Annotated in this window: 19 protein-coding genes and 1 pseudogene; 9 read left to right on the top strand and 11 right to left on the bottom strand. The window is 57.7% G+C overall.

Annotated features, from left to right (window positions below):
• Positions 1-88 precede the first annotated feature (88 nt).
• Entirely contained in the window at positions 89-406 is a 318-nt protein-coding gene (locus J2Z75_RS27710; protein WP_209857010.1) for a hypothetical protein, read from the top strand.
• Positions 396-1,139, top strand: coding sequence for a hypothetical protein (locus tag J2Z75_RS27705; protein WP_209857008.1), 744 nt, complete (start codon positions 396-398; stop codon positions 1,137-1,139). Before J2Z75_RS27710 ends, J2Z75_RS27705 begins: the two co-directional genes overlap by 11 nt.
• A 295-nt stretch (positions 1,140-1,434) precedes the next feature.
• On the opposite strand, the gene J2Z75_RS27700 is transcribed toward J2Z75_RS27705, so the two are convergent.
• From J2Z75_RS27700 to J2Z75_RS27690, 3 genes are all read right to left on the bottom strand, one after another.
• Positions 1,435-2,097, bottom strand: coding sequence for an NAD(P)-dependent oxidoreductase (locus tag J2Z75_RS27700; protein WP_209857006.1), 663 nt, complete (start codon positions 2,095-2,097; stop codon positions 1,435-1,437).
• An 84-nt stretch (positions 2,098-2,181) separates the two neighbouring features.
• On the bottom strand, positions 2,182-2,655 hold the full coding sequence (locus J2Z75_RS27695) for an SRPBCC family protein (RefSeq protein ID WP_209857004.1): 474 nt from the start codon (positions 2,653-2,655) through the stop codon (positions 2,182-2,184).
• Between the two features lie 37 nt (positions 2,656-2,692).
• Positions 2,693-3,562, bottom strand: a complete 870-nt coding sequence (locus tag J2Z75_RS27690) for an SDR family oxidoreductase (protein WP_209857001.1) — start codon at positions 3,560-3,562, stop codon at positions 2,693-2,695.
• 106 nt (positions 3,563-3,668) lie between these two features.
• Here J2Z75_RS27690 and J2Z75_RS27685 point away from each other — a divergent pair, with 106 nt between their 5' ends.
• Positions 3,669-4,559 (top strand): LysR family transcriptional regulator, encoded by an 891-nt coding sequence (locus J2Z75_RS27685; protein ID WP_209856999.1) that lies wholly within the window; start codon positions 3,669-3,671, stop codon positions 4,557-4,559.
• A gap of 43 nt (positions 4,560-4,602) precedes the next feature.
• Here J2Z75_RS27685 and J2Z75_RS27680 read toward each other — a convergent pair whose 3' ends face one another.
• Positions 4,603-5,502: an AraC family transcriptional regulator gene (locus J2Z75_RS27680; RefSeq protein ID WP_209856997.1), complete on the bottom strand. Its 900-nt coding sequence runs from the start codon at positions 5,500-5,502 to the stop codon at positions 4,603-4,605.
• A 96-nt stretch (positions 5,503-5,598) separates the two neighbouring features.
• Here J2Z75_RS27680 and J2Z75_RS27675 point away from each other — a divergent pair, with 96 nt between their 5' ends.
• Together J2Z75_RS27675 and J2Z75_RS27670 are read left to right on the top strand one after the other, a co-directional pair.
• Positions 5,599-6,357 carry an SDR family oxidoreductase gene (locus tag J2Z75_RS27675; protein WP_209856995.1) on the top strand — a complete coding sequence of 253 codons (759 nt, stop codon included), beginning with the start codon at positions 5,599-5,601 and terminating at the stop codon, positions 6,355-6,357.
• Between the two features lie 30 nt (positions 6,358-6,387).
• Positions 6,388-7,014 (top strand): annotated as a pseudogene (locus J2Z75_RS27670) (alpha/beta hydrolase family protein); the annotation flags it as partial.
• A 79-nt stretch (positions 7,015-7,093) separates the two neighbouring features.
• Here the strand turns inward: J2Z75_RS27670 and J2Z75_RS27665 are convergent.
• The 4 genes from J2Z75_RS27665 to J2Z75_RS27650 all read right to left on the bottom strand — a co-directional run bounded on the left by J2Z75_RS27665 (position 7,094) and on the right by J2Z75_RS27650 (position 10,491).
• A complete protein-coding gene (locus tag J2Z75_RS27665; RefSeq protein WP_209856993.1) occupies positions 7,094-7,489 on the bottom strand; it encodes a helix-turn-helix domain-containing protein in 396 nt (131 codons plus the stop codon).
• A 189-nt stretch (positions 7,490-7,678) separates the two neighbouring features.
• Positions 7,679-8,080, bottom strand: coding sequence for a response regulator transcription factor (locus J2Z75_RS27660; RefSeq protein ID WP_209856991.1), 402 nt, complete (start codon positions 8,078-8,080; stop codon positions 7,679-7,681).
• A gap of 4 nt (positions 8,081-8,084) precedes the next feature.
• Positions 8,085-9,326, bottom strand: a complete 1,242-nt coding sequence (locus J2Z75_RS27655) for a sensor histidine kinase (RefSeq protein WP_209856989.1) — start codon at positions 9,324-9,326, stop codon at positions 8,085-8,087.
• A gap of 271 nt (positions 9,327-9,597) precedes the next feature.
• Positions 9,598-10,491 (bottom strand): SDR family oxidoreductase, encoded by an 894-nt coding sequence (locus J2Z75_RS27650; protein ID WP_209856987.1) that lies wholly within the window; start codon positions 10,489-10,491, stop codon positions 9,598-9,600.
• Between the two features lie 147 nt (positions 10,492-10,638).
• On the opposite strand from J2Z75_RS27650, the gene J2Z75_RS27645 reads away from it, so the two are divergent.
• The 3 genes from J2Z75_RS27645 to J2Z75_RS27635 all read left to right on the top strand — a co-directional run bounded on the left by J2Z75_RS27645 (position 10,639) and on the right by J2Z75_RS27635 (position 11,665).
• A complete protein-coding gene (locus J2Z75_RS27645) occupies positions 10,639-10,959 on the top strand; it encodes a plasmid stabilization protein (RefSeq protein ID WP_209856985.1) in 321 nt (106 codons plus the stop codon).
• A 13-nt stretch (positions 10,960-10,972) separates the two neighbouring features.
• The gene (locus J2Z75_RS27640; RefSeq protein ID WP_234937606.1) at positions 10,973-11,299 is read left to right on the top strand and encodes a PPC domain-containing DNA-binding protein; all 327 of its coding nucleotides are present in this window, start codon (positions 10,973-10,975) and stop codon (positions 11,297-11,299) included.
• Positions 11,300-11,446: 147 nt separating this feature from the next.
• The gene (locus J2Z75_RS27635) at positions 11,447-11,665 is read left to right on the top strand and encodes a hypothetical protein (RefSeq protein ID WP_209856984.1); all 219 of its coding nucleotides are present in this window, start codon (positions 11,447-11,449) and stop codon (positions 11,663-11,665) included.
• A 1,020-nt stretch (positions 11,666-12,685) separates the two neighbouring features.
• Here J2Z75_RS27635 and J2Z75_RS29790 read toward each other — a convergent pair.
• The gene (locus J2Z75_RS29790) at positions 12,686-12,982 is read right to left on the bottom strand and encodes a DUF982 domain-containing protein (protein ID WP_407692824.1); all 297 of its coding nucleotides are present in this window, start codon (positions 12,980-12,982) and stop codon (positions 12,686-12,688) included.
• A 375-nt stretch (positions 12,983-13,357) separates the two neighbouring features.
• On the opposite strand from J2Z75_RS29790, the gene J2Z75_RS27625 reads away from it, so the two are divergent.
• Entirely contained in the window at positions 13,358-13,567 is a 210-nt protein-coding gene (locus J2Z75_RS27625; protein ID WP_209856982.1) for a hypothetical protein, read from the top strand.
• 850 nt (positions 13,568-14,417) lie between these two features.
• Here the strand turns inward: J2Z75_RS27625 and J2Z75_RS27620 are convergent.
• On the bottom strand, positions 14,418-15,038 hold the full coding sequence (locus J2Z75_RS27620; RefSeq protein WP_209856981.1) for a hypothetical protein: 621 nt from the start codon (positions 15,036-15,038) through the stop codon (positions 14,418-14,420).
• Complete coding sequence (locus J2Z75_RS27615; RefSeq protein ID WP_209856980.1) at positions 15,035-15,487, bottom strand: hypothetical protein; 453 nt, start codon at positions 15,485-15,487, stop codon at positions 15,035-15,037. The genes J2Z75_RS27620 and J2Z75_RS27615 overlap by 4 nt, the downstream gene beginning before the upstream one ends.
• Positions 15,488-15,535 lie beyond the last annotated feature (48 nt).

The following is a 15,535-nucleotide window of genomic DNA, read 5'->3' as shown; positions in this document are numbered from 1 at the left end:
GGGTCGGTCACAAATGTCGGCTTCAAGCCGTGGAGGTCGCCACCCCAGCGCCTTGACACACAGGATTGCAACGGCAAGGGCAACACAAATGTCATGTCGAGCAGGCAGAGCGATCACGCATGGCGGTGGTCTCGCCAATGTGTCGAGCAGCGCATATTCCAGCCGGGATGCCGAAGACATACTTCTCGTGGTTGATGGGAGAGAGGAACTTGGTCAGGAGTTGGCGAATGCCGATCTCGACGTCAGGACATACATGGCTGACCAATTCCAGGCGCTACTCAAGCATCGCGACTTCGACGATTTCCTCGAGGGAAATTTGCGTGGGCAGCCCGGCCGCGTAGCTATCGTGCGCGAGCGCTATGTTGCCATAAGCCACTGCGCAGACGCTGGCGCCCATGCGCATTGAAGCAAACTGGTATAGCCGAAAAGGCACCAAAACCGCAGACAATCGTGACCATGCAGGGCTTGGCACAAATACCAGCGGCGTGATGGGCATAGTCGTCGATGGCTCTACCGCAGGCGCGAACAATGGCGAATACGCGGGCGCGATCGTCCGGGAGATGGTCGTCTGGTTCTGCGGCCTAGAGGAAGCGCTGGATCCCGATGTACTCACGAGACAGCTGCGCGGAATCCATGCGGATTTGCAGGGCCGTTTCCCTCGGGGGGCGGCCAGTTTTATTATCGTACATGTAGCCGCAGGAGGCCGAACGGCCGTTGTCCATGCCGGCGACTGTTTTCTGGGCGAGATCGCCCCAGGCGATCGAATTCGGCGGCAAACTCGCCCTCACACGCTCGCCAATGTCCTTGCCGAAGTTCCAATTGACGAGCTATCGAAAATATCGGCCAGACATCTCCTCAGCAAGAGCTTTCGTTCCCGTGAGCATATGACACCTGAAATCCTCGAAACGGACAGCTTGCCCAGCGTCTATTTAATCTCCACGGATGGCTTCTGGGCCGAACTTTCAGCACACGAGCAGCTTGCCGTGATCGATGGCCGCAAAGTCGAGGCGAATGGAGAGCACGACGACTGCAGTGTTCTAAAGCTTGTCATCACCGAGGTTGCTGACCCCGAACTTATAATGGGTGAGGGTATGCCATCGGCAAATTTCCACAACGGCTGGACAACTCTCACCTGTTAAATTCCAGCAGGATTTGACCCGTTTTCCGTTTGGTGTTTAGCCAAATAGCATCACGCAGTGCTCGTTCGCGCCATAGCCTCCGTTAGCCGGAGATTGATCCCGCGGCCTGTGTTGATCGGCGCATAGTTTTGACTCATACTGGGGTCACTGAAGCCGATTAGACAGACTTCGATGCACGACTTTCGCCATCTTCTGCTGCGTCGCCGCTCTCGTAAAGGCGTGCATACCGGATGCCGGCTGAAACTCGCGAGGTGACGAGACGCCTTCAACTTGGCGACGGCAATGCAGTGTCGCATCACCAGGTAATCAACGCTGATCCGCGCAGCCAGGTCACACCGCTAACCTGATCGAGTATGAAGGTCGCTACGTCTTCCCGCGAGATCGAGCCGCCATTGAAGTCACTCAGGTCCGTGAGTGTCCGGACCGCCTTGCCCCCCGGCTTGTTGTTGAGAACCGACGGACGGACGATGGTCCAGTCGAGCCCGCTGTCCTTAATGACGGCTTCCTGCCGGTTCTTGTCGGCGTAGACCTTGCGCAAAAGCAGAGGGAAGATCAGCTTGTCGAAGAGGAAACCGCCGTGCCCTGCACTGTCGCCAGCGCCCATACCGGTGATGGCGACGAGACGCGAGACGCGCTCTGCTTTCATGGCACCGACAAGCGCTCGGGTCGCGGTCGAAAGAAGCGTGACCTCGCGAAATGGACTCGCTGGTGTGCCGAGCGCGCTGATCACGGCATCGCGCCCCTTGACTGCCTGACGCAGCGCCTTCTCGTCGCGGGCATCTCCAGCGATGATCTTCGCTCCGTTCATGTCTGCGGCCTTCTCCGGCGAGCGCACCAGCAGGGTGACGTCATAGCCGCGGCTTACAGCCTGGCTGACGATATGGCGGCCGGTCGGCCCGGTGGCGCCGAGAACCAAAATCTTCGGTGCGGCGGCGAGATGTGTTTCAGTGATGGACATGGTTTCGGTCCTCTTGAAAGACAGGGCGCCTCTCAAGAGGCCGCCTGTTAGGTTTGTTGCTGGTGTGCTTGTTGCTGGCGGCGATCAGAGTCTGCCCTCTGCGAGCAGTTCGCGGGTCCGCTTCAGCGTTGACAGCAGGGCCGACTTGTAGCCCTTGTCGCTGTCGAACTGCGTCTGCTCCGCCAGTTCCTCGGGACCATTCGGTGCCTTGCCGCGCAGGCCGATGTAGCAGTAGAATTTCAGCTGCAGGGCGCCGCCTTCGTCCTCGAACAGTTCATTGATGATAGCCCCTTCGCGAGGTCCAGTGGCCTGGAAGAAGGTGACCTTGCTCTGCGGTTCGAGCGTGATGATCTCGCGAATGTCAGACCCAGCGATCGTGGCTTCGCGCACAAAGTGGGTAGCGCTTTCCTCCACGACGTCGCAGCGGGTGCAAAGACCGGGTGGGAGAAACAGGCGAGCATCGCGCGCCTTCAGTTCCAGGCCCTTCCAGACCTGATCCCGGGTGAGTTTTGTTTCGCCTTCCGGGTTCACCGGGACGGTAGCCGTTGAGTAAATCATGACAGTGTTCCTTGTTTGGGATGCGCGACTGCTTGCCTCAGGCAGCGGCCACGGTTTCCGAGGCGAAATCGCGATAGGAGCGGAGCGGCCGGCCGAGAAGTGTCGTCAGACGCTCGACGTCACCGCCCTCAGGCAGCATTCCGTCCGTCAGGAAACGCTCGCCCATCATGCGCATGTCGTAGGCCATCCAGGCCGGCATGAACTGCTTGAGGTTTTGCTCGAAGGCTTGGGTATCGCCACCGCCGTAGTTGATCGGGCGGGCGAGCGCGTCCGACCAGATGGCAGCGATATCGGTTCCGGTCAGTGTGTCGGGACCGACGAGGTTGATGCGTTTGATCGGGAGCGGCTGTGCAGCCTGTTCGCGACGCAGCAATTCAAGAGCTGCAATCTCTGCGATGTCGCGCGCGTCGATCATCGCAAGCCCCTTGTCGCCGACCGGCATCGGATAGACACCATAGCCACTGATGACGTCCTTGATCGTCACATCGTTCTGGATGAAGTAGGCCGGACGCAGGATGGTGGCGTGAAAGCCCATCTGCTCGATCATCCGTTCGACGCCAAATTTGCCGGCGAAGTGCGGCACGTTCACGTAGACGTCCGGGTGAATGACCGACAGGTAGACGATCCGTTCGATGCCGGCCGAGCGGGCAACGTTGAGGGCGATCAAAGCCTGGGTGAACTCGTCTGGCGCGACAGCATTCAGCAGGAAGAGCGTCGACACACCGTCGAAGGCAGTGCGCAGGGAGTCGACGTCGAGGAAGTCACCTTTGGCGACGGCAACCTCTACCGGAAAATTGGCCCTGGAAGGGTCGCGGACGAGAGCGCGGACATCAGCGCCGCGGTCGACAAGGTGCTGGATGACTTGGCCGCCGATATTGCCGGTGGCGCCGGTAACGAGAATGGTCATGGGATTTTCTCCGGGTTGGTATTGCTTGACACCCGGAATATGACTGGTTCATTGTTAAACCAATAGACTGTGAAATTAGACAGTTCGTCTCACAGGTGGAACGATTGTGGATCTGGTTGCTCTTGCCGACTTCAACCTTGTGGCGCGTCACGGTGGCTTCGGCAAAGCGTCGCGGGCGTCCGGCCGTCCCAAAGCGACCTTGTCGCGGCGGGTTACAGAACTGGAGGCGTCCCTTCAGCTTCGGCTGTTCGAACGTGGCGCGCGCAACCTGAAACTCACCGAGGAAGGACGCGCGCTTCATGAGCGGACAGCCGCTCTGCTGACGGAGCTCGACGAAACGGCGGCCACAATCGCGGCGGGCGGGGACAAGCCGCGCGGCAGGTTACGGATCAGCGCGCCGCTGCTGTTTTCGCAGACCGCCATGGGTCGGATCGCGGCGGGCTTTGCACTTAAATATCCCGACGTGCGATTGGAAGTCACGACCGAGGACCGAGCCGTAGACATGATCGAGGAAGGCTATGATCTGGTCATCCGGGTCAATCCGGACCCAGACGAAAGTCTTGTCGGTCGACCCTTTCTGCATGATCGCCTCGTTGTCGTGGCAAGCCCCGATCTTCCCCGGCCGGCGGCACATCTCCCGGCGCCAGGTGTCGTGCGCGGGGCCGGTGATCGGCAGACCTGGAACGTCGTGACTTCAGAAGGACCCGCGACGATCGGGATCGAGCCCATCCTCGCCCTGTCGTCACTGATCATGGTTCGGGATGCCGTGCGAACTGGCGTAGGCGCTGCTCGTATGCCGATTTCGCTGGTGAGTCACGATCTGGCCGACGGCACTTTGCTGCACTGGGGCGATATCGAGGGCTCCGAGATCGCGCTGTGGGCGCTTTACCCGTCGCGGCGTCTGTTGAGCGTGCGTGTATCTGCCTTCCTGGATTTTCTAAAGCAGGCCTTTCCCAACGGAACGCCTGGTGAACTGGCGGCCTACATCGGCAGGTGAGGGACCGAAGCAGCCTGCTCCACATTTTGCAATCGCATGAGCGTTACCCAGCAGTGTTTACCCGCGAATAAGCGCCGGGCGGCATTCCCACATGCCGACTGAACGCGACGCTGAAGGCGCTTGTGGAACCGTAGCCGACGCGTTGTGCGATCTCCGCCGTGGCGACATCCTCGCGGAGCAACTCCTTCGCAAGCGCCATGCGCCAGCCGGTCGCGTATTCCATCGGGGCCACGCCAACTTCTTTCCGGAAACGATCGAAGAAGGTCGACCGTGACATGGCGGCGTCCTGAGCAAGTGCTTTCACAGTCATGCTGCGACCGGGATCCGCGTGGATTCGACGCAAGGTCGGTGCCAGCAGTGGATCGGCCATACCGCGCAGAAGGCCGGGCGGTGCCGCAGTGCTTGCCGCGGATCGCAAAGCCTCGATCAACAGCACCTCCAACAGCCGTTGAAGCACCATCTCACGGGCGGTACGCTCGGCCCTCGTTTCATCGTTTATCATCCGGACAAGCATCATCAACCGCTCTTCACCTCGAACATGGATGACCTCCGGTAGCAGCGAGACGAGAAGAGCCTTGTCGTCCGAGCCAAAGGCACAATGACCAACCATCGCCTTGATTTCGGCAGGGGCACCGGAGTCTCCGAGCCGGAAGACACCCTGGCTGGTCTCGAGGCGCTGGGCAAGCGCTCCGCGCGGCGGCGGCTCCAGGCTGCTCATTGTGAACGAGAAGATTTCCGGAACCAGCACGAAGTCGCCGGCGGTCAAAAGCATCGGCTCACGACCGGTGATCGTCATCCGGCAGTGCCCTTCGACCACGGCGCAATAAAAGGGGCTTCCAAGTTCCGTCCGCTCGACGAGCCACTGACCGCCGCCCGTCACCAGCTTGGCGATCGATGGACTTGGTTTGAGCAGCGAGACAACTTCGGCGACTGGATCGGTCATTTTCGGACTTCTGCTAAAAATTCTCGGACAACCGAATATAGTAAGTCCGGCAATGCTCGTCCATCTTTTGGCAGCAATCATCCAGGAGACAAACACATGCCAAAGATACTCATCACCGGTTGCTCTTCCGGCTTCGGTCTCGCAATCGCGCGGACTTTCCTTTCTGAAGAATGGGACGTGGTTGCAACCATGCGCACGCCGCGCAACGACCTGCTCCCCGCTAACGACAGGCTCGAAATCCTGGGGCTGGATGTCACCAGCGCGGATAGCATCACGAAGGCGGTCGAAGCGGTCGGGCCGATCGATGCTCTAGTCAACAACGCAGGCGTCGGCATGCTGAACGTGCTGGAGGGGGCCGAGATGGCGAAGGTCCGCGAGCTGTTTGAAACGAACGTGTTCGGCGCAATGGCCATGACCAAAGCAGTTCTTCCGCAGATGCGGATCCGTAGGTCAGGGGTCATCGTCAACGTCAGCTCCAGCGTTACGATCAAGCCGCTGCCCGCCCTGTCCGTCTACAGCGCGAGCAAAGCCGCATTGAACGCATTTACCGAAAGTCTGGCTCTGGAGGCGGCTCTGTTTGGTGTGCGTGCCAAACTGGTCCTGCCAGGCTCCGCGCCGACGACTGGTTTCGGGAAGAATGCCGTAGCCCGAATGGGAATGAATATTCCCGAAGCATATAGCGCCTTCGTTCAGGACTATCTCACGACGCTGCGATCGGGAACTGAATTCACGAGGCCGGAAGACGTGGCCGAGGCCGTCTGGCGTGCCGTCACGGAGCCGGAAGCGCCGATGAAAATCCCCGCCGGCGCCGATGCACAGACCTGGTTTCGCAAAGCAGGCCACTTCGTCGAGTAGGAGCCCTGCCCCGAACACAGGGCATTTGAAATGAACAATCTCATCGATCTCGCTCGCCACATTCCCACGCCAGACGCAACTCTTACGTTGGCTTATACCCCGATCCGTCTTGCGATGGATGGCCGCCAGCCGCTGGAACTGCGTCTGACTGCACCTGCCAGCGGTGGCAATCTGCCCATCGTGCTGCTGTCGCACGGGTTTGGCCCCTCCAACTATATCCCGTCAAAAGACGGTTACGCTCCACTCGCGCAGTTTTGGGCGGAACGCGGGTTTGCGGTGATCCAGCCGACGCACGCCAGTTCCCGCGTCGGAGGGCTGCCCGTCGACGCACCCGGTGCGCCGTTCTTCTGGCGTGAGCGTATGGAGGAGTTGAAGGCGATCCTCGACCAACTGCCCGAGGTGGAACGTCAGGCGCCTTCGGTTGCGGGCCGGCTGGATCACTTACGGATCGCAGCGGCCGGCCATTCCTTCGGCGGTCACACCGTCGGGCTGCTGTTGGGCGCGCAGTTGAATGGGGAGGATTTCTCCGACCCTCGCATTTCGGCGGGCATTCTGCTCGCCGCTCCTGGCCGTGGCGGGAAGAACATGACGAACGAGAACGCTGCCCGCTTTCCGTTCTTCGACTGGGATTTCTCTAAGCTGACGACGCGCACGCTTGCAGATCGGTGTTTCTGGAATACAAGATAAGTGGAGTGTTAATACGCCGTGCTGTCGTAGTACGGCGTCCCTTGCAATTTCATGGAATCTCATTTTCGCCGGCAATCGATTTGGCCAAGACGACGACGGCTCTTCTTAACTTCGGTTCCAGAATTCGCTGGAACGCGCGATTGAGCTCCCGCCCCTCTGCCGACTTTAAAAACAACGATAACTCGTCAGATCCTTCTACGCTTTGGGATGCTGGGTCCGTTCGGCCTCCGTTTGGAAAGAAGACGGATATCGGAACCTGAAGGATCTCGCTTATTTGGTGAAGCTTGCTGGGACTGACCCGGTTCTTACCACTTTCGTATTTCTGTATCTGTTGAAATGTTATGCCGAGCCGTTCGCCAAGCGCGGTCTGACTCATCTTAAGGAGGGTGCGTTGGAGGCGTATCTTGGAACCAACGTAAAGGTCTGTTGGGAGAGGGGGTTTCATAAATGGTCCTCCACGGGAGATATTGCCGGCGCACCATCGCGACCTGAGGGAAACTCTGTGTATCGGACGCCGGCATGGCTGGCGATAATCCTCGTCACCTAGGAGTTGCCGGTGATCGCGCGCAGGGCCACCTCGGAAACAGCGGCGTCACTTGCCGGTGGGTTGACGCCGATTTGGTGACCACAAGCCTCAGAATGCTCGCCCCATCTTTCTATCACTTTCCAGCCGCGCAACGCAGCCCTGGATTTTCGCCATCAACAAATCGAAATCAACCGGCTTGGTAAGGTAATCGGCTGCTCCCGCTTTAAGCGCGTTGACCATGTTTTCCTTGTCACTTAGTGCTGTCAGGAAGATGAAGGGAATGTTGGCGAGTTGCTCGTGGTTCATCTGAATTTCGGCGAACAACTGATGCCCATTCATTTCGGGCATGGTGATATCGCACACGACGATATCAGGCCATTTGCTGATGATCAGTTCGAGCGCCAGCTTTCCATTGGTGGCTTCGAGCGTAGTAAACCCGGCTTCACTGATCTCTTCGACCAGAAGGTTGCGGATGTCGTCTTCGTCCTCGACGCAAAGGATCGTGATCATTGGTTCAACCTGCTTTCGCCTCATCGCATGTGGCGATGAGCATTGGATTTGTCACAGGAAGAGTTACGGTGAACTTTGTCCCTTGACCCTTCCGGCTTTCGAGCGAAATACTCCCCTTATGCGCCTCAACAATCTGTTTCACGAGGTTGAGGCCAATCCCCGTCCCTGCAATCCCGGTTGAGCTTCTGGCGCGGAAGTAGCGCGTGAACATTTTTGGTAGATCGTCTGTATCAATGCCGACCCCCGTGTCCGTCACCGCCACGCATGCGCTTCCCCCGTCCGAATACCCGGTAATGTAAATGTCCGGCGAAACCGGAGCATACTTCACCGCGTTTGAAATGAGGTTTGTGAACACCTGCTCCATCGCCGCCGTGTCAGCAACCACAACGGGCGGGAGATCGTTAAGTTCCAGGTGGAAGCGATGAGTGGTGGTGATGGAGTGCTGCCGCGCGACACACCGCTCGACAACCTCTCTCAAAGAACAGGGGCGAAATTCGTATGTCATGTTCCCGTGTTCGATGCGGCCCGCCGACAGGAAGCTCTCCATCAGGTCAACCATCCGCGAAACGGCGCCGCGGATCAGACCGGCCTTTTCTTCAACGAATTCACTCGTGACGGCATGCTTGCGCCGCTGGAGCCGCTGGGCCGCCCCATCAATGATGGCGAGCGGTGTGCGGAACTCGTGAGAGGTCATCGTCACGAACTGGCGCTGCAGTTCGTTGATGTGCCGTTCCTGATCGAGCAGTCTTCTCAGTTCCTCAGCCTGTCGCTCGATTTCTTCGGTTCGAAGTAGGACCAATTCCTCAAGTGTTTCCTTATGCCTGAGGAGCGCTTGTTCAGCCCGTCTGTTCACGGTGACGTCGAGGTAGGTCAGAACGCTTCCGCCGCCGGGCTTTGGGGCAGATCGCATTTCGATGACGAGACCCGTTCCGACTTCGCGATCGAAGCAATGTTCTTCGAAGCGCCTGACGTGGGTGAGGCGCTCGCGCACCTTTTCTTCGGGATCGCCAAGGCCGTATTCCCCGCGATGTGCATTGTATCTAAACACGCCTTCGAAGTTGGAGCCTACCGGAAACATGTCTTCGGACAGATCAAGCAACTCATAGAATTTTCGATTGGTCACCAGCATGGTGAGGTCGTTGTCGAGCACACAGATACCGCCGGGAAAGTTGTCGATTGTGGCATGCAACAGGCCGGTGGCATCTTCACGGCCGTCAATGGTGTTTGCGTCGTATCGATTTTGCATCAACGTGTCCTAAATTAGCTACTCACGAGATGGCTGCAGCCGTGGAATATTCCCGTCATTGTTGTAGTCGACATACGTTATTGGTGTATTAAAATTGGGAGGGCAGCTTTAAGGATACGCCTGACTCAAGCAGTATGGTGGAGGTGCGAAGAGATGCACCAATATCGACTAGTCAAGGCGGCGTCTTTACAGGACCTGGCGGCTTCTTCCACCGGCTCAATCCTACTCATAAACGGCGACATTGGCCTGAACTTCGCGCAATCCTTCTCGATCAGGCGATGCCCTTGCCGCCGGTGACACCATAGACCTCACCGTTGATGAAGCTTGCTTCCGACGATGCGAGCAGGACGAACACGGGAGCCAGTTCGACCGGCTGGCCCGGACGACCGAAGTCGCTGTCCTTGCCGAAGTTCTTCACCTTCTCGTCTGGCTGGCCGCCACTCGGCTGGAGAACCGTCCAGACCGGTCCGGGTGCGACGACATTCGCGCGAATGCCACGCTCAATCAGCTGCTTAGCAAGCGCCTTCGTATAGGCAACGATACCGGCCTTTGTCGTGGCATAGTCGAGCAAGATCGGTGACGGCTGATAAGCCTGGATAGAGGCTGTCGTTATCACCGCGGATCCCGCCGGCATATGGGGCACGGCGGCCTGCGCGATCCAGTGGAGCGCATAGAGATTGGTCTTCATCGTTTTGTCGAAATCTTCCGTAGACAACTCTTCGATCTTTTCGCGGTATTGCTGACGGCCGGCATTGATGACGAGGATATCGAGACCACCCAGGCCAGAAACGGTTCTGTCGACCAGCTCTTTGCACCAGGACTCGTCCGTGATGTCGCCCGGAAGCGCGACGGCCTTGCGGCCCTCGGCTCCGATAAGGCTCATCACCTCCCTGGCATCCACGTCTTCATCCGGAAGGTAAGCAATCGCGACGTCGGCCCCCTCGCGGGCAAAGGCGATTGCCGCGGCACGGCCGATGCCAGAATCGCCGCCGGTCACAAGTGCCTTCCTGCCAGTGAGCTTCCCAGACCCGCGATAACTTTCCTCGCCGTGATCCGGGGTGGGATCCATCTTGCGGGCGAGGCCAGGCGCCTGTTGCGGTTGGTCTGGGAAAGGCGGCGCTGGATAAAGCGTGCGAGGATCGTTCATAGAGGTCTTGTCGCTCATAATGACACCTAAGATTTTTTGCGAATTGCATGCGGAATGACTGTCTGTGAACGCCCGTTTCATCCCTTTGTTCCTGTAATGCCGTCGGCTCGGAACAAACTCTTTGCGTTGTCGTTCGTCCTGCTTATCAACGAAGGAGGAAATGTCATGCCCCGTGGCGACAAGTCCAAGTACACCGACAAGCAGGAACGCAAGGCTGACCACATCGCCGAAAGCTACGAAGACCGTGGCGTATCCGAGAAGCAAGCCGAGCGCCGAGCCTGGGCGACCGTCAATAAGGATGATGGCGGCGGCAAGAAGGCCGGCGGTTCCGGGCAAGGCAAGCATACCGGTCATCCGGCCGCCCACAAAGGCGGCGAGAAGGGCGGCAAGGCGGCAGCGTCGCGATCGGCCGCGGACCGTTCCGCTTCGGCAAAGAAGGCGGCTGCGACCAGAAAACGGAACGCCGAGCCCCGCGCTCATCGTTGATCGGTCGTGTCCGATGACCGAGCAGCAGCGTTACATCCCAACACCTGACGGATTCTTGATGGTCTTGAGACAGGGAGACGACATGCTTGCTCGCCTAGGAACGCTGATGGTCGACGAATACATACCTTCGGCCATGGTTTCTGGATTCGGGTTCGCCGGCCAGATCACCTTCGGCTTCTTAGAATTCGAGGCTCGCGAATACAAGCCGAAGAGCTACGAAAACTTTGAGGTGACCAACTTGACGGGCTCGCTTGCCTGGAAGGACGGAAAACCGCTGCCGCATCTGCACGCAACCGCCGGCAGCTCTTCCTTCGAAGCGGTCGGCGGTCATTCATCTTGATGACGCGGTGACACTGAGCAATGGCTATTTTATTCTCGCTGGTGTCACTTCGAACCGCTGCGGCGAGCTTCCGACTTCTTGAAAAACCACCATTTCGATTATACCTTTTCCCCGTGGAAACCGCGTTGAAATGAGGAACGTAAATCCATGAATACCCAGATCTTCAGTGTCCATGACCAACCATTGGCTCCAGAAGATTTAGATTTCTGTCGGGCTGCCTTTCAAGAGATTTGTGCCACGCAGAATATCGACCCAGCATCTGACAAGGCCGGGGATACGGGCGCATTGATCATCGAGCTGTACCGCCAGGGAATTCGAGATTCTGTGCAGCTTGCCGCAATGATCAGAAAGGCCGGCCAGCCGTAAGCAGTGCGCCACTGATGCAATGTGGGCCGTGGCAAGCCGAGGGACGGCTCGGACGCGCGAAGAGCTAGGGTTGGGCTTCCGTCTTGACTCATATGCGCCTCATGCCAAACTAAACCCGTATTGCGTAGAGGGGTCCATGAGCTACGACTGGGATGGAAAACGGACGAAAGTGGCGACGATCGCGAGGCTGGCAACCGGCTTCGGTCTGGTTGCGTTCGCTGCGGCATTGCCGCTCTTGATGTTTGCCTGACGTTAAGCGTTGCCTTACCTCATATCCGCCCTCGCTGTCCTGTCGGCCGCCCTCGCCTTCCACAGGCCAACGCTGTTCTCCTGCTTCGCCGCTTGCATGCTGAATGCAGGCGCGGTTTGGTTTTGGTGGGAGCCATTCATGAGATAACTATTCGCATTTTGACGAGTTGCGCCCAGCGCGGATCGTTGGCTATTTTCTCCCAATGACAAATGATCCGACACGCAATCACCGTATCGCCCACGACCATGCGTCCGGGGTGCCCACCGCAACGCTGGCCGAGCAGCACAGCCTCACTCCCGCGACCGTGCGCGACATTGTCCGAAAGATGAAGCCGCTGCTCCAATGGCAGGACGGCCGGCAAATCGCGGACGGCATGTCGCTACGTGACACTGGCCGTCGAACAAGCAATCGGCATTTGGCCAGCGCCAGAACACGCGACCGAGATCGCCAAAAGTCGACACGACATAATGCGTCCCCTGGCAAGATGCGGATAGTGTTGAAAGAGTTGAATATGTGGCTGGGGTCGCTCGGTAAACGCCCTTGAAGTACCACGGTCCTGAGATCATCGAGGAGATCGATCCCGAAATACCAATGCTGCTCCAGGAATCTCAGAATGGTAGACGACGGAGCAAGAACGCCCGCCGGAGGACTCTGTTGGGGTGTGCGATTCACTCAGCAATAGGACGCCAAAATGCCCGCTTGCACAACGAAGGTGGCGATGACGTGGGCGAAGGTTGACGGCGATGCCGAGGTTGTCGACTAGACTATCATCAATTCACGCGGCGGGCCGGCACCATCGGTTCGCCAACTGTGGTATCGCTGACCACCCGAATGTACGAGACGAACGCTTCATCAGCCGCTAGCATGAGCGCACCTGGAACTACGCCAACTGGTTCACTGTCCTGCAGTGCGTCCAGGCAGGCTTGAAGCGCGCGCAAGTAAGCTTTTCCACCCGCCGACGGCCATGCACCAAGAAGTAGCTCGGCTGCGGCTATAACAGAATCAATTGGTTTGTATCGTTCTCCAACACCCGTCAGCACCCAAATTGTAGGAAATTGACACGACATGTGCGAACACATGACATTCTCCCCTCCTATTGCGCGTGCATATTAGTAACACCGCAAATAACATGCCAGTGCGCCCGCCAACAAGAAAATCCGCTCGCCGGTTAGTCTAAGCGGGGCTTGGGTGGTATTGCGCAGCTACGGCAGATGATCTTAGGGTGATGGGGTCGCTTAGAGAAACAAAAGGACTTCCGCTGCTAATCTAAACGGAAGCCCTTTGCTGCCCGGAGCGTTCGAATTCTACGAGCAGTGCTAATCAGCACGACGACTGCGGCACGTCAACCAGTTTACGGTAATCACTATGAAGGTCAGATTCAGCCCTTGCGCAGTGGCTGAGACATCAACAAACTCATCTCGCTCGGACCTTGGGGGTGCAGCATGATCGATCGAATCTTGTCGGATGACGATATTGAGCTTCTGAAGCGTGCGCTTTCTGGTCGATGCATGCACCTCGCCATAAGTCCTGATGGGGTCGCAGCACAATTTGCCGCCAGTCAATTGATGGAGATGTTTCAGCTCGGAGTTATTAACGAGCAACAATTGGCAAGGGGACCGATACCCATCGCAGCAGCGGGCAATCAACATTGATGTCGCGAGGGCGAGACAAGCCGTAGCTTAAAGAGCCTGCCACCCATCAAGGCAGCAGGCTCTAAAACGCCTCGCAAATACAAACCGCTGAAAAAGCCCCACATTACGGAAAGTCGAAAACGCTTTCGCTAGAAATGCCGTTCCGGTTTCAGCCAAGGCAACGGCACTGGAAAATTAGGCCCCACTTATGGAAATGTCGAGTCACTAGTTTTGGGGAACGACAAACTGTCAAAACTTTGATGGACGCCTTGATATGGCTGCAAAATGTGAGATAATATCCCCATTGATTTTAGGGTAAAATTATAAAGTATTCAGCACAACCCTAGATGCGGCGGACAGAAGAATACCGCATGACTGCTGAGCTGAGCCTTCATAAGTAGTTGGCGGATACGCCAGACAATATGATTTGCTCGTTAGCACACCAACAACATTCCAATCGTTAACCGGATCTGCCCTCCTGGCGCTTCGTTGGTTCACAATTGCAACGGCAAGCAAAGGGTTAACGCCCAATATCTGCCCTTGCGATAAATCCAGTAGTTCGGTTCCCTGGGGCTTGGGAGAGGTTCCGAACTACTGGATTTCGCTCAACGCAGCAGGCCTTGCGGCTTGCTACGCAAGTTTTAAGGGTCACCTTGTTCTGCCGCGCGGCATCCGCCGAACTCTGTCCAGGGGCAAGGAGCGCCTCAGCGGATATTTAGGCAAACTGGTTCTGCCGGAACATGGAGTCAAGCGCTGGCTCGAAGCACAGCCGTCAAAATCAATATTAAAGCACTATATCGGACAAAGCATCCACTGTCGTGGAATATTCTCCATCCGAGGAACTGCCGAGAAACGCGTTTAGTTTATTGTCCTACAATGTCCGATAACCTGCAGTTAATGTCGAATCGGAATCTCCGCGCCCGAATTTCCGGTGATCGAGTACCCGGTGCTGAGCGTGGACAGGGTCGATTTGTGGCTTGGCGTCCTCGCTGCGCCAGTGCTTGACGCAACTTTCGGACGTTACCGTTTGTGATGTAATATCTGGCTGATTTTCGGACACCTGTAAATCCGCACTGTCAAGCCGAATGGCATGGTTTCGGTTTAGATTGTTCGCAATCCGTTGACAGACAGCGGTTACAGCGCGGCGCAAAGTTCGTTCGTTCAGGTCATTTTCTGATGCGAATGCGGAGATCTTCAAGCCTTTCCGGACTTTCACCCAAGACCATGCGTAGATCAGTTTCCGGTCACCCTGATCAGGGAGGGCATTGATCCACTCCCAGACCTGCTCCATGCGGCCCAGAGCGCCCGCCGAGACGGTTTTGCGATAGTAGGCCGCTCCATACCCGTACCCCTCTCCAGGGTCACGCACGGGCTCAGGCATGCCGTTGCCGAACGATTGCGGGCCTCGTGCGGCCGGCGAAAGCCGAAGCGCCTCAGCCATCTCCAAAATCCTGCCCTCGACCACCTTGGCAGTCCAATCCTCGAATTTCATGCAGCGTCTCCGATCATCTCAAGCAAGTCGCCCTGAACGGGCTGAAAGAATTTCACCGATATCAGGACCAGCAGCACGTCGCTCGCCGGGATACCGCAACGCATCGCCTTGGCTCTGCGGCGCAGGCTGCCGAGATTGATGGAATCGAAGTCGGCGACGAGCGTCTTTCGATTGATCAAGTCGGGGTTGCCAGCGATGAGCCTGGATACCGCCTTGAGCATGTCGGCATAAAGCTCACGGGCGTTTTGCCGCGTTCCAGTCATCAACTGGAGGACGAGGCGCAAATGCCCCTCCCCGTACCTGGTGCCGATCTCGCGCACCGTCGGCTTGCAATAGCACTCGAAAGCCCGCCGGCTGGCTGGGCTGTGCAGGTGGGCGTCCATCAGGCGCACGTTGCATTCCCGAGTGACCCGGTAGATGTCGCAGCGGTATGCGCGCGGAGCAATCATAAAGCCCTCCATGGAACAAAACTCGGGGATTTGAGTTTGGCGCGCAGC

Origin of the sequence: Rhizobium herbae (assembly GCF_017873135.1) — a bacterium.
Lineage (GTDB): Bacteria > Pseudomonadota > Alphaproteobacteria > Rhizobiales > Rhizobiaceae > Pararhizobium > Pararhizobium herbae.
This window is presented reverse-complemented; position numbering and strand designations above follow the sequence as displayed.

Bases quoted from the DNA above. Each gene is read 5' to 3' on its own strand.
- J2Z75_RS27660 (WP_209856991.1), bottom strand. From the start codon at position 8,080: ATGATCACGATCCTTTGCGTCGAGGACGAAGACGACATCCGCAACCTT.
- J2Z75_RS27690 (WP_209857001.1), bottom strand. From the start codon at position 3,562: ATGACCATTCTCGTTACCGGCGCCACCGGCAATATCGGCGGCCAAGTC.
- J2Z75_RS27645 (WP_209856985.1), top strand. From the start codon at position 10,639: ATGCCCCGTGGCGACAAGTCCAAGTACACCGACAAGCAGGAACGCAAG.
- J2Z75_RS27695 (WP_209857004.1), bottom strand. From the start codon at position 2,655: ATGATTTACTCAACGGCTACCGTCCCGGTGAACCCGGAAGGCGAAACA.
- J2Z75_RS27705 (WP_209857008.1), top strand. From the start codon at position 396: ATGCGCATTGAAGCAAACTGGTATAGCCGAAAAGGCACCAAAACCGCA.
- J2Z75_RS27665 (WP_209856993.1), bottom strand. From the start codon at position 7,489: ATGAAACCCCCTCTCCCAACAGACCTTTACGTTGGTTCCAAGATACGC.
- J2Z75_RS29790 (WP_407692824.1), bottom strand. From the start codon at position 12,982: ATGTCGTGTCAATTTCCTACAATTTGGGTGCTGACGGGTGTTGGAGAA.
- J2Z75_RS27640 (WP_234937606.1), top strand. From the start codon at position 10,973: ATGACCGAGCAGCAGCGTTACATCCCAACACCTGACGGATTCTTGATG.
- J2Z75_RS27620 (WP_209856981.1), bottom strand. From the start codon at position 15,038: ATGAAATTCGAGGATTGGACTGCCAAGGTGGTCGAGGGCAGGATTTTG.
- J2Z75_RS27655 (WP_209856989.1), bottom strand. From the start codon at position 9,326: ATGCAAAATCGATACGACGCAAACACCATTGACGGCCGTGAAGATGCC.
- J2Z75_RS27700 (WP_209857006.1), bottom strand. From the start codon at position 2,097: ATGTCCATCACTGAAACACATCTCGCCGCCGCACCGAAGATTTTGGTT.
- J2Z75_RS27710 (WP_209857010.1), top strand. From the start codon at position 89: ATGTCATGTCGAGCAGGCAGAGCGATCACGCATGGCGGTGGTCTCGCC.
- J2Z75_RS27635 (WP_209856984.1), top strand. From the start codon at position 11,447: ATGAATACCCAGATCTTCAGTGTCCATGACCAACCATTGGCTCCAGAA.
- J2Z75_RS27650 (WP_209856987.1), bottom strand. From the start codon at position 10,491: ATGAGCGACAAGACCTCTATGAACGATCCTCGCACGCTTTATCCAGCG.
- J2Z75_RS27675 (WP_209856995.1), top strand. From the start codon at position 5,599: ATGCCAAAGATACTCATCACCGGTTGCTCTTCCGGCTTCGGTCTCGCA.
- J2Z75_RS27625 (WP_209856982.1), top strand. From the start codon at position 13,358: ATGATCGATCGAATCTTGTCGGATGACGATATTGAGCTTCTGAAGCGT.
- J2Z75_RS27680 (WP_209856997.1), bottom strand. From the start codon at position 5,502: ATGACCGATCCAGTCGCCGAAGTTGTCTCGCTGCTCAAACCAAGTCCA.
- J2Z75_RS27615 (WP_209856980.1), bottom strand. From the start codon at position 15,487: ATGATTGCTCCGCGCGCATACCGCTGCGACATCTACCGGGTCACTCGG.